The following is a 13,111-nucleotide window of genomic DNA, read 5'->3' as shown; positions in this document are numbered from 1 at the left end:
GATGGTGCCCACCGATCCGGACCACAACTACGGAGATCCAAGCAGTGAACTCGAATGTCTTTTCAGGATGTATTCCTGCGCTAATGACCCCTTGCCGGGCGGACGGGACCCCTGATTTTGAAGCGTTGGTGCGTAAGGGTTCAGAACTGATCGAGGCGGGGATGTCCGCAGTTGTCTATTGTGGTTCGATGGGTGACTGGCCGTTGTTGACCGATGCGCAGCGGATGCAGGGGGTCGAGGCGCTGGTCAAGGCCGGTATTCCTGTGATTGTCGGAACCGGCGCCATCAACTCGGCGTTGGCTGTCGAGCATGCAGCGCATGCTCAGAATGTGGGTGCCAAAGGGCTTATGGTAATCCCACGGGTTCTGTCGCGCGGCACTTCCATGGCGGCCCAGCGACAACATTTCACAAGAATTCTGTCCGCCGCACCAAAGCTGCCAGCGGTCATCTACAACAGCCCCTATTACGGCTTCGCCACCCGTGCTGATCTGTTCTTCGAACTGCGCAAAGATCACCCGAACCTGGTCGGGTATAAAGAGTTCGGCGGCGCGGATGATCTGCGTTATGCGGCTGAAAGCATTACCAGCGGCGATGATGATATCTTATTGATGGTTGGTGTCGATACCGCTGTGTTTCAAGGAATTGTCAACTGCGGTGCAACCGGCGCGATCACCGGGATTGGAAACGTTCTGCCCAACGAGGCCCTGCATCTGGTGGCGCTGTGTCAGGCAGCGGCCAAAGGAGATGCAGATGCCCGCACCCGCGCGCTCGAGCTTGAGGCGGCGCTTGGGGTTCTGTCCTCGTTCGATGAGGGGCCCGATCTCGTGCTGTACTACAAGCATCTGATGGTTTTGACGGGGAACGCCGAATACACATATCACTTCAACAAGACCGATACTCTGACCGATAGTCAGCGCGGCTACGTCGAACAGCAATTCACCTTGTTCCGCAACTGGTACAGCAGTTGGTCGCAGCAGGCCGGTGCCTCTGCACACCAGGCTGCATGAGGATCTGAGATGTCCCTTGATAACGGCTACACTTTTCGCGGGCAGCATCTGATTGGCGGTCACTGGGTCGGGTCGGAGCAGAGCTTTGCCTCGAACCCGGCAGCGGGGGAAGCACATTACTTTGCGTCCGGATCACCGGAATTGGTTGATAAAGCCTGTTCACTAGCCGAAGCCGCATTCCTTGATTACGCCAATCGAGGCCGTCAGGATCGGGCAAGGTTTCTGAACGCTATTGCGGATGAGATCGAGGCCCGCGCCGAGGATATCACCCGCATCTGCAGCGCCGAGACCGGCCTGCCCGAGGCTCGGTTGCAAGGTGAACGCGGCCGGACCACAGGGCAGTTGCGCATGTTTGCCGAGCTTATTCAGAAGGGTGAGTATCTGGAGCGTCGGCATGATCCAGCGCTTCCTGATCGTGAGCCTGCACCGCGCCCGGATATCAAGATGATGCAGCGCCCGGTCGGTCCGGTAGCCGTGTTTGGGGCGTCAAACTTTCCGCTGGCCTTCTCGGTCGCGGGCGGCGATACGGCCTCGGCCCTGGCCGCGGGTTGCCCGGTGGTGGTCAAGGGTCACCCTGCACATCCGGGCACGGGCGAAGTAGTGGCCGACGCGATCAATGCCGCCATCAAGGCGACGGGCATGCCAGCGGGCTTGTTTTCATTGGTGCAGGGAGGGGATCGCTGCATTGGCGAGGCGCTGGTGAACCATCCCGCGATCCGAGCGGTCGGCTTTACTGGCGGTTTGGCAGGGGGCAGGGCGCTGTTCAACCTTTGCGCCGCACGCCCCGACCCGATTCCGTTCTTTGGGGAATTGGGCTCGGTCAATCCGATGTTTGTACTGCCAAACGCCATTGCGGCGCGCGCGGAAGAGATTGGCCAGGCTTGGGCTGTGTCCATGACCATGGGCGCCGGGCAGTTTTGCACCAACCCCGGAATTGCTGTGGTCATGGAGGGCGCGGACGCCGATCGATTTGTCGCCGCTGCGGCAGAAGCTTTGCAACAAGTGCCCAGCCAGACCATGCTGACCAATGGTATTGCCGACGCCTTCCGCGCCGGTCAATCGCATCTGGCAAGCCATGCAGATGTACGCCCGGTTTTGCAAGGTGTTGCGTCGGGCCGAGCGGCAGAACCAGCGCTGTTTGATACCAGCGCCGAGGTTTTTCTGGCTGATCCAAGCCTGAGCGAAGAGGTCTTTGGCCCCTCATCTTTGGTTGTGCGCGTCAATTCCGAGGAGGACATGGTGGCCTTGTCCGCCAAACTGGTCGGCCAGCTGACGGCCACGATCCACATGGATGACGAAGACACAGCGTTGGCGCAACAATTGTTCCCGGTTCTCGAACGCAAGGCCGGACGGTTGCTGTTCAACGGCTTCCCCACAGGTGTCGAAGTGGTCGACGCGATGATCCATGGCGGGCCCTATCCGGCCAGCACGAATTTTGGCGCAACCAGTGTGGGAACCATGGCCATCCGCCGGTGGCTACGCCCGGTTGCTTACCAAAACATGCCAGCCGCGCTTTGCCCGGACGATCTGGGAACGCAAGGCCAGTAGCACAGCGTTTCAACCCCAAACAGCAGCTTTGGCCCCGGTTATGGGACCGGGGCGGGGATAGCCGGAACCTGGCTGTCCAATCATCGCTCCCGAGACTCTGCCACAGAAGCAGATCGGCGGCACGCAGCGCCAGCCGGCGCAAAACCAGGGGCCTCGGCCCGCAACAGGAGGAATAGATGAAACTCTTTTCAAACTTTGCCGCGCTGGCGGTGACAGCGACGCTTGCCCTACCAGCATCTGCTGCCGAAATTGAATGGAAGATGACCGCCGCAATTGGCGAGGGGTCCTTCTTCTACCAGAACTTCATGGAGCGCTTTGCCGCCAATGTGGACATGCTGACCGCCGGTCGCATGCAGGTCCAACCTTTTGGCGCGGGCGTTCTGGCCCCGGCGTTCAAAGCCTATGAGGTCGTGCAGGACGGTATCGTTGAGGCAGGGCATTCCACCCCGTCCTATCTGGTGAACCAGGATCCGACCAACGCCATTTTTGCCAGCTTCCCGGGAGGCATGTCGGGCGAGGCGACGCTGCACTGGATTTATGAAGGTGGTGGCGAGCAGATGCTGCAAGAGTTCCGTCGCGAGGAAATGGGCCTGCATACACTGGTTGTCGGCATTGGCACGTCCGAGGTCATGGCGCATTCAAACGTCAAAATCGAAACAACCGAGGACCTGAAAGGTGTAAAATACCGGACATCCGGTGCCTGGGCCGCCGTTTTGCAGGAAACCTTTGGCGGCGTGCCAACGGTTGTGCCGGGGAATGAAATCTACACCCTGTTGCAGCGTAAAGGCGTGGATGCGGTCGAATGGTCGACGCCGGGTGGCAATATCTCAGAAGGGTTTCATGAGGTTGCGCCCTATATGATCATGCCCGGTGTTCACCAGCCGTCCTTCCTGTGGGAGGTTTTTGTCAAACAGGAAACATGGGATGCGCTGCCGGAAGAGATCAAGCAGCAGGTCACCGCTGCGGCGAAGCTGACAACCTATGAAAGCTTCACCCATTTCGGTCACGAAGACATTCAGGCGATGGTCGCGTTCCGCGACACTAATGTTGAAATCGTCAACATGGAACCGGCGGAATCCGAAAAGATCCGAGCGGCCGGGCGCGACTGGGCCCGCAATCAGGCCGCCCAGAAGGCCGATGCTGGCAGCGCGCGGATGCAAGAGGTCCTCGACAGCTACCTCGCCTATCAGGCGAACTGGGCTGACAACTCTGGCTATCTGGTGCGCGACAGCGCCGAGTAACTCCTACTCTGACGCTGATCTGGATGACCGGTCGCCTGTGCCGGTCGTCCAATTCCGGGGACGCACATGACCAGTATACTCAGACTTATCGACGCTGTAGCAGGGGTGTTGGCCTGGCTGGGCAGGGGCGTGATCTTCACCCTGATCCTTGCCATGCTGTACGAGGTGGTGGCCCGCTATGCGTTTGGCGCGCCGACGCTCTGGGCGTTTGACATCTCATACATGCTGAACGGTTCGATCTTTTTGCTGGGCGCGGCCTATGCGCTGCGCTGTGATGTGCATGTCAGGATCGACTTTTTATCTCAACGTTTGCCACTGCGCGTGCAGCAGATGCTGAACGGACTGGTCTTTCTGCTGATCATGACGCCGATCATGATCCTTTTCACCTGGGTCTCCGGCAAGAAGGCCTGGAAGGCGCTGATCACTGGCGAGGTCGAAAGCGTCAGCCCCTGGGCGCCGGTGGTCTGGCCATTCTATACGGTCATCGCGGTTGGTCTGGCGGCCCTTGCGCTACAGTTTCTGGGTGAGGCGATCAAGCTGCTATCCGGACGCAAGAACCCCGGCGAAGCACCGGGCGAACTTGAAGCCATGGAAGAAAATCAATGACACCGCTGCTGATGTTTGCCGCACTTTTTGTGCTGGTCTTTGCCGGAATTCCGGTCGCGTTCTCGCTGATCATCATTTCCGTGGCCTTCGGATACATGGTGTTTGGCGATCTGATCTTTCTGCAACTTTATGGCCCGCTGCTTCATACGGCGTCGAATTTTGTGCTGGCTGCGATCCCGCTGTTTATCTTCATGGGTGCGATACTTGAACGGTCGGGGATCGCAAAACGGCTGTTTTTTGCGCTGCAACTGTGGCTGGGCGGTCTGCCCGGCGGGTTGGCGCTGTCGACGATTGCCATGTGCGCCGTCTTTGCCGCAGCATCCGGTGTGGTCGGGGCGGTTGAGATTGTGGTGGGCCTGATGGCCATTCCTGCTATGACCAAAGCGGGCTATCGCAACGATCTGATCGCCGGAACAATCTGTGCAGGCGGATCGCTTGGTACTATTATTCCGCCCTCCGTCATTGTCGTTGTCTATGCCTCGGTCGCACAGCTGTCGATCGGTAAGCTGTTTGCCGCCTCCATCCTTCCCGGCCTATTGATGGTGGTGTTTTTTGTGCTTTACATTCTGGTGCGCAGCATGATCCGACCCGATGATGCCCCGCCGCTGCTGCCGGAAGAACGTGCCATTCCAACCGGCAACAAGATGAAAGTGACAGTTACGGCGCTTTTACCGCCCCTGGCTTTGATTATACTGGTGCTGGGGTCGTTGCTGGCGGGCGGTACGATGTTTACCAGCATCTTTGCGGTCACAGGTGGTGGTCAATTGGTGCGCGATGCGATGGCAGGCATTGGATATGGCAACGCGGGGATTATCACATTTTTCTTGCTGGTGGTTTTTTTCGCAGGTTTTGTTCTGGATTGGGTTTCTATCGTTCTGATCTTTATCCCGATTTTTGCTCCGATTGTGAAATCCGCCGGTATTGACCCGATCTGGTTCGCCATGATGGTCTTGGTCGTCATTCAGACGTCGTATCTGACGCCGCCGATGGCTCCGTCGATATTCTATTTACGCTCAATCGCGCGGCGCGACATGACCTATGGCCAGATGTATCGTGGAGTCCTTCCCTTTGTGGGTGCGCAGATGCTTGTATTGGTCGTTGTTGTCCTGTTCCCACAAGTGGCGACGTGGCTACCAGACAGACTCGTTGGACTTTGAAAACTGATTGTAAAACTTGGATAATTGCCCCTGCCGGTTTGGGACCTGCGGAAGTTTGGCCCACGTATGCGTGCCATTGATTTGGTCGGCAAATGTGAGGCCACCGGTACTACAAATCGGATTTCGATCACAAATGAAATGCGCCGCGCGGGTCTTTCCTAATCCCGCGTCATGGTTTTGGGAATAGCCCGCGAACGAATGGGATTTCATTCTCATCTCCACAATCCAATGGTTATGATGATCCTGAAATCCTCCGCTCATTAATCAACCTGTTCTGTTCCTTGAGCGCTGATGTCTGACACCCACGAAGTTGGGAGGAGTTGATTGGGATCGACAGGAGCGGTGCGAACACCGTGAATCTCGATGCCATCAACAGGGATTAGCTCTGATTGTTCAACACTTCGGGACACATCCCTTGCGGTGTTGTTTTTCAAAAATCTGATCCAATTCTACGGGACTGTGATCATGTCACCATCGGTTTTGAGAGCTTCATGGCAAGGAGCATCCAGAAAACTGGAGCTAAACCATGTACCTTTCAAAAACGCGACCTGCAGACACTTGGTCTCCACTGTACTTTCTGGCCTCATTGGGGGCCGGCGGACTTGCCGTTACCTTCTTCATGTTCCTGATGTTCTGGGTGCCGCATCCAGACCAGCCTGTGCCTGTTTTCGAGGATGTTCTGGGGGCTTTCATCGCCGGCAGCCTCGGGTTGAGGGTCGCCATCGTTCTGGCGGTGATTGGCATTGCCGGTTTCGCAATATTGAATCTCAAACTGCTGGTTTGGAACCTCATACAGTTTTCCGAATTCAAGACGACGGCGGGGTTCACCAAGCTGACCAATTCTAACGGAGAAACCCAACTGCTGGCCATGCCCCTCGCGCTGGCGATGAGTGTGAATGCGTGCTTCATTGTTGGTCTGGTATTTGTGCCTGACTTATGGAGTGTTGTTGAGTATCTGTTTCCACTGGCCATGATCGCGTTTGGTCTGATCGCCTTTATGGCGTTCCGCCGCATTGGCCTGTTTCTGGGGCGCGTCCTGAGCGATGGAGGTGTTTTTGACGTCACAGCCAACAACTCGTTCGCGCAATTGCTGCCGGCCTTTGCGCTGTCCATGACGGCAGTCGGGGTGTCGGCCCCCGCCGCGATGAGCAATGTTCCTTTGACGGTGAGCATATCGCTTGTTCTGTCCATCATGTTGGGAACCACTGCAGCAGTTTATGCGTTGGTTGCGGCGATTGTTGCGTTCAATTCCATGCTGCACCATGGCACCTCTAAGGAAAGCGCGCCGACGCTGATGGTGGTTGTCCCTATCCTGACAATCCTTGGCATTATGACGATCCGACAGGAACACGGGCTGCACACGACGTTTCAGACGCATGGCGGGATGGCCGACAATCTGGTTTTGACCACAACGCTTCTTGCGATTCAGGGCGTATTCCTGGCCTTGGGCCTTCTGGTGCTTAAACGCCAAAATTATGCTGACGCCTTTCTACGCGGAGAGGGAATCTCGGCGGGGTCTTATGCGCTGGTTTGCCCGGGCGTTGCCCTGACCGTGATGCTGCATTTCTGGATCAACAAGGGTCTGGTCGGGGCCGGGCTGATCAACAAATTCGGTATCGCTTACTGGTCCTTGACGTCGTTGGCTGTTGCTGTGCAGATCGCAATGATCCTTTTGGTGCTGCATTTGAACCGGCGTCACTTCGGATGGCAGATCGATGATGGCGCGGTGCCGGCGGAGTGACCCAAATCGCGGGAATCGCTTGGCTCCGATGAGCCGGGCGCTGGAGGCAAAATGAGCGTTCCGCAAGCCCCCATAGAAAAATTCTCTTTGAAACAAGCCGTTCTCGATGCGGGCGGTAGGTCCAACTCGGCAGAGGCCGGTCAAACTGCATTTCACTGGAAAGGGCGTCCAAGGGCCTTTGTCTTCCTGACAGACGGCAAGTTGAATGTGCAGTTCCGGACCGCAGGCCGGCAGGTTCCATGGGCTGAATGCCGCGCGACAAGCGGTCAGGACTGCATGCCGGTCACGGCTGCCATTTTGTCGGACCGCGATATTTCGGTGCGTGCATCCTGTACTGTACCGTGCACATGGATCGAGTTGTCGCCCACAAGCCTCATCCTTCTCGTTCACGGTGATATGAAGTTCCGCCGCGCGCTGTTCGGAACCCACGCCGCCCGACTTCCTACTTTTTTTGCCCGGCTATCGTCCAAGAACGTCATGACTTTGGAGTGTCGGCTTGCGAACTGGCTTTTGGCGCATGCGACGTCGGGAGAGGTCCGCGCAACCCATGGTGAAATAGCGCGTGATTTGCTGACCGCAAGAGAAGTGATTTCGAGGAAACTGCAGGTTTTTGCAAAACGCAACTGGGTCCTGCAAAAACGAGGGCTTGTTCAGCTAACGGCACCGGTAGCGCTGAGGCATCTAGCAAACGGTCTGTCTTCCGTTTGTCCCTCAGATCTGGATGCAGAAAAGACATCCCTAAAATACAAGTGCTTGGACGGATAAATGTGCCAGGATGGGGACCGAAAACACCGACAGAGCTGCCGCAGTGAATAGGCGGGCCAAGGACCGGATCATATCCCCGATCGCCCGGCAGCTTCGCCTCGCCGGTTGGATTTCGATCCTGGCAGGCGCGCTTTGGCCGGTTCAGGCTGGCGCCATAGCCTGGGCGGTGTCCGGCTGGGCGACCGGGAATTCGCCCGTTTATCATGCCTGGATTGCAGCACTGGTTTTATTCGGTTGTGCGTTGGTGCGGGCGGCCTTGGAGTATCGGGCCGGTGACCTGCTGCATGATGCTGCGGATCGAACGATTGCGCGAGAACGCGCTCAGCTTATCGGTCGCGAAGCCCGATCGCGTGCAGATGTGGGTTCGGCACAGATCGCCGCTTTGGTTGTTCAGAAACTGCCGCTTCTGCATCCTTGGATCACCCGGTATCACGTCGCGATGACACGGGCGTTGGTCTTGCCCGCTTTTTTTGTGATACTGGCATTCTCGCAGTCCTGGGTTGTGGGCCTTGTCCTTTTGATTGCGGGCCCGCTGATCCCGGTGTTCATGGCTCTGGTCGGAATGGCGGCTGAGACTGCGTCTCGCAAACAGATGGACGAAATCGGGACCATGAACGATATGGTTCTGGACCGGCTGACCGCCATGCTCGACATCCGCTTGCTTGGTGCACTGGACCGCACGGCAATTGATTTCGAAGCGCGCGCCGAGGCGTTGCGTGCACGCACGATGTCCGTCCTGAAAATCGCGTTTCTCTCTTCGACGGTGCTGGAGCTGTTTTCTGCTTTGGGTGTCGCAATGGTGGCGGTCTTTGTAGGCTTCACCCTGCTTGGTGAGATCAGCTTCGGCTATTGGGGCAGTGAATTTTCGCTGGCGCAGGGTGTGTTTCTGCTGCTGATCGCGCCAGAGTTTTTTCAACCACTCAGGGAACTGGCTGCCGCCTGGCACGATCGTGCGGCAGGGTTTGCGGTTGTCGCGGACCTGGATGCATTGGATGCGGCAGAGCGTTCGGATTTTGTTGGTAAAGGCAGCGAGGCGCCAGCGATAGCGGGACCCCTGGCCATTCGAACATCCGGCGCCGTCGCGGCAATTGCAGAGCGGCGGTTTCGGCTTCCGGATTTCACGCTCCGGCAAGGTGAAAGCCTCGCGTTCACAGGTTCAAGCGGTGTTGGCAAAACCACCGCTCTAGCCGCGATAGCAGGTCTGGTGCCGGTGGTTCAGGGCGACCTGTTTGTCTGTGGACAGGTATTGAAGGATACAAATGCGGATGCCTGGCGCAGACGTGTGTCCCTTGTGCCTCAACACCCTCACTTTTCCAACACGCCGCTTGGTGACTGGCTGGACGTAGAGGGAACAGGTCGCGATCCCTGGTCCGCCTCGGCGCTAGCGGATGCGGATGGCGTCGTGCGCAGGCTCGACGCCGGGCTTGAAACGCGGCTTGGGGAAACCGGGGGCGGTGTTTCTGGTGGGGAAGCGCGACGGCTTCTTCTGGCGCGTGCGATCCTGTCCGACGCCGATCTGATTTTGGCGGATGAACCGACCGCAGATTTAGATGACGAAACGGCCCAGCGGATCACGGCTGTTTTGCGGCAATTGCAAGCCAAGGGTCATACGATCATCACCGCCACCCACGATCCGAATTTGGCCTCGGCCATGGATCGTCAATTGGAGCTTCAGCCATGAAGCCCCTTTTCAACATCGTGTTGATCCTGCTGAATGCCGACCGTTGGGCCATGGCGCGCGGCGCGGCCCTGATGATTGTGGTGCTTGTCATGGGGGCTGCACTATTGGGTCTGTCTGGTTGGTTCATCACTGCGACCGGGTTGGCCGGGCTGGCAGGAATCGGGATCGCGTTTGATGTCTTCCGCCCCTCGGCGGGCGTTCGCTTTCTGGCACTTGGTCGCGCCGGTGCACGGTATGGAGAGCGGCTTTTGACGCATGATGCGACTTTGCGTGCTCTTTCAGCGCTCCGGGTTGTTCTCCTGCGCGGGTTTGCCCGCGGCGATGCGCGTGAATTGATGCAGCTCAGAGGCGAAGGGGCGCTGACCCGTGTTGTTTCTGATGTCGATGCGCTCGACGGGGTGCTTTTGCGCCTAGTACTGCCGGTTATCGCAGTGCTTGTTGCACATTTAGTGGTTTTTGCGACGCTGACATGGGTTGTGGGATGGTCTGTCGCCTGCGTGGTCTTCGTTGGATATCTGCTGCCCGGTGCCGCGATCCTGTATCGGCTCGCCCAGCGCAGCATTGCGCCTTCGCAAGATGCAGAGAAGCGCAGTCAGATGCTTCGGCGCGAGGTCATCGATATGATCCGTGATCGCGAGGCGTTGATCCTCGCCTCAAAACTGCCCGCAATTGAGCAAGAGCTCCTCCGAATTGAAAAACGCGCGCGCGCCGCTGTTCGGCAACTGGACAAAGCAGAGCGTGCTGCCGGTTTTCAGATGCAGGTCCTGGTGGCAATTGTGAGTGCCGGTGCATTGGTCGCGGGGGCAACCCTGATCGAGCGCAGTGACGTCGGAGCAGCTGTTGCTGTGATCGGTTTCTTTGTAGCCTTGGCTTTGGCAGAGGCCTTTCTGCCGCTGCGACGGGGTATGTCGGACCTTGGGCGCATGGTTTTGGCGGGCGGTAGGGTTGGACCACAGACCACGCAAAGTAACGACGTCGCTGAGTGCTGTTTTGATCCCGGCGAACCCTTACTGTCTATTCGTGGGCCGGATATCCAACTTGAGATTGGGCGCGGTCAAGCGGTCGTTCTGACTGGTCCATCCGGCGCGGGGAAGTCAACACTGCTGTTCCAGATCGCCGGGCTGGTCGAGTCCGACGGGATCGCGGTTAAAGGGGCGCCGCCGCAAGATTGGCCAGAACCCGCTTTGCGTCGGATCGTGGCCAGCGTACCGCAGCGCAGCGCTCTGATTGCTGGCACGGTGCGTGACAACTTGTCACTCACCGATGATTATGCCGACGGCGATCTTTGGGCCGCACTCGATGCCGCGTCACTTGCGCATGTTGTTTCCGAGCGAGGGGGCTTGGATGCAAAGTTGGGTGAAGGGGGAAAGGGGCTCAGCGGCGGTCAGGCGCGCCGCTTGTGTATTGCGCGTAGCATACTGAAAAAAAGCGAGATTCTGCTACTGGACGAGCCGACGGAAGGGCTGGATCCGGAAACCGCAAATGCCGTGTTGAGCGGGGTGCGCCGCGCCTTGCCTGAGACTTTGATCATCGCGGCGATGCATCGCGGCGCGGATCATCCGATCTTCGATACCAGGCTGCATCTTGCGCGTCCGTTTGGTGACGATGTCACCGAAGAACTCTCGGCAACGGCTTAAACCAACTCCTGAAGAAGTACGGAGCCCGACTCGGCTGTCGATTGATCTGCCCGGTCCGTGCACGAAACTCAGGAGTATTGGAATGGAGCTTGATGTCGTCGAGCTGTCGCGCCTGCAATTCGCGATGACAGCGATGTATCACTTTCTTTTCGTACCGCTGACCCTTGGTCTGTCCATCATCGTTGCAATCATGGAGACCGTCTATGTCATGACGGGACGACCGATCTGGCGGCAGATGACCAAGTTCTGGGGCACCCTTTTCGGGATCAACTTTGTCCTCGGCGTGGCCACCGGAATCACCATGGAATTCCAGTTTGGCATGAACTGGAGCTACTATAGCCACTATGTCGGTGACATCTTTGGTGCCCCGCTGGCGATCGAAGGGCTGATGGCCTTCTTCCTCGAGGCGACCTTTGTCGGATTGTTCTTCTTTGGCTGGGACAAGCTGAGCCGTGTGCAACACCTTGTCGTTGCATGGCTCGTCGCCCTTGGGTCGAACTTTTCGGCCCTTTGGATTTTGATCGCAAACGGTTGGATGCAGAACCCGGTCGGCGCCGAATTCAATCCCGATACGATGCGCATGGAGATGACCTCGTTCTTCGACGTGCTCTTCAACGAGGTGGCACAAGCAAAATTCGTTCATACGGTTTCTGCGGGATATGTAACGGCGTCGGTTTTTGTACTGGGTGTTTCGGCGTGGTACCTGCTGAAAAACCGCCATGTCGAACTGGCGCGCCGCTCAATCACGGTGGCTGCGTCTTTTGGCCTTGCTGCGGCGCTGTCAGTGGTCGTGCTGGGGGACGAGTCCGGATACTCGGCCAGCCACACACAACGCATGAAACTCGCAGCGATTGAGGCGATGTGGGACACCCACGAAGCGCCTGCGCATTTCACGGTCGTCGGGTTTCCGGATCAGGACGCACGCGAGACGCATTACGCAATCGAAATCCCTTGGGTTATGGGCTTGATTAGCACCCGGTCGCTGACCAAAGAAATTCCCGGTATCAAAGAGCTGGTAGAAGAGGCTTACGGGCGCGTGCAAAGCGGTATCGTCGCCTATGACGCGCTTCAGACAATTCGGGACCAGCGAGAGGCGACGCCGCAGGAGGTGCGCGCAACCTTTGAAGAACACGCGGGCAATCTGGGCTTTGCCTATCTCTTGCTGCGCTATGTGGAGGACCCGCGCCAAGCGACGCCCGCGCAGATTGCACAGGCTGCCGAGGACACCGTTCCAACGGTTTGGCCTTTGTTCTGGGCGTTCAGGATCATGGTGGGTCTGGGCTTCGCGTTTATCGGTGTCATGGCCTATTTCTTCTATCGTTCGTCTTTCAAGGGACAAACCTATCCCCGCTGGGCGCTATGGGCTGCCGTATGTACTATTCCCACCCCGTGGATCGCGGCAGAGATGGGGTGGTTCGTGGCGGAGTTCGGACGCCAGCCCTGGACTGTGGACGGTGTTCTGCCAACCGCACTGTCAGCCAGCCACCTAAGCGTTCAGGACCTTCTGATCACACTCGCAGGCTTCATGCTTTTCTATTCGATCCTCTTCGTGATCGAAGTGGGTTTGATGCTGAAATACATCCGCAAGGGTCCGTTTCAGGACATCGAAGAAACAGACGCCTGGGAAACCCGGCATGTGAATCGCCTGCGCCCGCATACCGGTAAGGGTCGTCTTGCATCGGCTGCCGCAACCCACCCCGCTGCAACCCCAACCCCTGCGGAGTAAGT

Annotated in this window: 10 protein-coding genes; all 10 read left to right on the top strand. The window is 57.9% G+C overall.

Going from position 1 to position 13,111, the window contains the following annotated elements; all coding sequences use genetic code 11:
- Positions 1-44 precede the first annotated feature (44 nt).
- Positions 45-1,007: a dihydrodipicolinate synthase family protein gene (locus ACR3ES_RS06390; RefSeq protein ID WP_170436369.1), complete on the top strand. Its 963-nt coding sequence runs from the start codon at positions 45-47 to the stop codon at positions 1,005-1,007.
- 9 nt (positions 1,008-1,016) lie between these two features.
- Positions 1,017-2,555 carry an aldehyde dehydrogenase (NADP(+)) gene (locus tag ACR3ES_RS06385; protein WP_170436374.1) on the top strand — a complete coding sequence of 513 codons (1,539 nt, stop codon included), beginning with the start codon at positions 1,017-1,019 and terminating at the stop codon, positions 2,553-2,555.
- 176 nt (positions 2,556-2,731) lie between these two features.
- Positions 2,732-3,796 (top strand): TRAP transporter substrate-binding protein DctP, encoded by a 1,065-nt coding sequence (dctP, locus tag ACR3ES_RS06380; protein ID WP_170436377.1) that lies wholly within the window; start codon positions 2,732-2,734, stop codon positions 3,794-3,796.
- A gap of 66 nt (positions 3,797-3,862) precedes the next feature.
- Complete coding sequence (locus tag ACR3ES_RS06375) at positions 3,863-4,402, top strand: TRAP transporter small permease subunit (RefSeq protein WP_170436381.1); 540 nt, start codon at positions 3,863-3,865, stop codon at positions 4,400-4,402.
- Positions 4,399-5,559 (top strand): TRAP transporter large permease subunit, encoded by a 1,161-nt coding sequence (locus ACR3ES_RS06370; RefSeq protein WP_170436384.1) that lies wholly within the window; start codon positions 4,399-4,401, stop codon positions 5,557-5,559. Before ACR3ES_RS06375 ends, ACR3ES_RS06370 begins: the two co-directional genes overlap by 4 nt.
- A gap of 526 nt (positions 5,560-6,085) precedes the next feature.
- The gene (locus ACR3ES_RS06365; RefSeq protein WP_170436387.1) at positions 6,086-7,300 is read left to right on the top strand and encodes a TsoY family (seleno)protein; all 1,215 of its coding nucleotides are present in this window, start codon (positions 6,086-6,088) and stop codon (positions 7,298-7,300) included.
- A gap of 51 nt (positions 7,301-7,351) precedes the next feature.
- Positions 7,352-8,065, top strand: coding sequence for a helix-turn-helix domain-containing protein (locus ACR3ES_RS06360; protein WP_170436390.1), 714 nt, complete (start codon positions 7,352-7,354; stop codon positions 8,063-8,065).
- A gap of 10 nt (positions 8,066-8,075) precedes the next feature.
- Positions 8,076-9,746 carry an ATP-binding cassette domain-containing protein gene (locus ACR3ES_RS06355; RefSeq protein ID WP_170436393.1) on the top strand — a complete coding sequence of 557 codons (1,671 nt, stop codon included), beginning with the start codon at positions 8,076-8,078 and terminating at the stop codon, positions 9,744-9,746.
- On the top strand, positions 9,743-11,383 hold the full coding sequence (locus tag ACR3ES_RS06350; RefSeq protein WP_480425045.1) for an amino acid ABC transporter ATP-binding/permease protein: 1,641 nt from the start codon (positions 9,743-9,745) through the stop codon (positions 11,381-11,383). Before ACR3ES_RS06355 ends, ACR3ES_RS06350 begins: the two co-directional genes overlap by 4 nt.
- An 82-nt stretch (positions 11,384-11,465) precedes the next feature.
- Entirely contained in the window at positions 11,466-13,109 is a 1,644-nt protein-coding gene (locus tag ACR3ES_RS06345; protein ID WP_170436399.1) for a cytochrome ubiquinol oxidase subunit I, read from the top strand.
- Positions 13,110-13,111: the final 2 nt, after the last annotated feature.

This window comes from Ruegeria sp. B1 (assembly GCF_056535885.1).
Note: the sequence above shows the minus strand (reverse complement) of the source record. Positions and strands in the feature narration are given on the sequence as shown.

What these genes read in the sequence shown, in the direction of transcription:
- dctP (WP_170436377.1), top strand. Translation starts at nt 2,732, where the DNA reads ATGAAACTCTTTTCAAACTTTGCCGCGCTGGCGGTGACAGCGACGCTT.
- ACR3ES_RS06370 (WP_170436384.1), top strand. Translation starts at nt 4,399, where the DNA reads ATGACACCGCTGCTGATGTTTGCCGCACTTTTTGTGCTGGTCTTTGCC.
- ACR3ES_RS06350 (WP_480425045.1), top strand. Translation starts at nt 9,743, where the DNA reads ATGAAGCCCCTTTTCAACATCGTGTTGATCCTGCTGAATGCCGACCGT.
- ACR3ES_RS06345 (WP_170436399.1), top strand. Translation starts at nt 11,466, where the DNA reads ATGGAGCTTGATGTCGTCGAGCTGTCGCGCCTGCAATTCGCGATGACA.
- ACR3ES_RS06355 (WP_170436393.1), top strand. Translation starts at nt 8,076, where the DNA reads ATGGGGACCGAAAACACCGACAGAGCTGCCGCAGTGAATAGGCGGGCC.
- ACR3ES_RS06360 (WP_170436390.1), top strand. Translation starts at nt 7,352, where the DNA reads ATGAGCGTTCCGCAAGCCCCCATAGAAAAATTCTCTTTGAAACAAGCC.
- ACR3ES_RS06365 (WP_170436387.1), top strand. Translation starts at nt 6,086, where the DNA reads ATGTACCTTTCAAAAACGCGACCTGCAGACACTTGGTCTCCACTGTAC.
- ACR3ES_RS06385 (WP_170436374.1), top strand. Translation starts at nt 1,017, where the DNA reads ATGTCCCTTGATAACGGCTACACTTTTCGCGGGCAGCATCTGATTGGC.
- ACR3ES_RS06375 (WP_170436381.1), top strand. Translation starts at nt 3,863, where the DNA reads ATGACCAGTATACTCAGACTTATCGACGCTGTAGCAGGGGTGTTGGCC.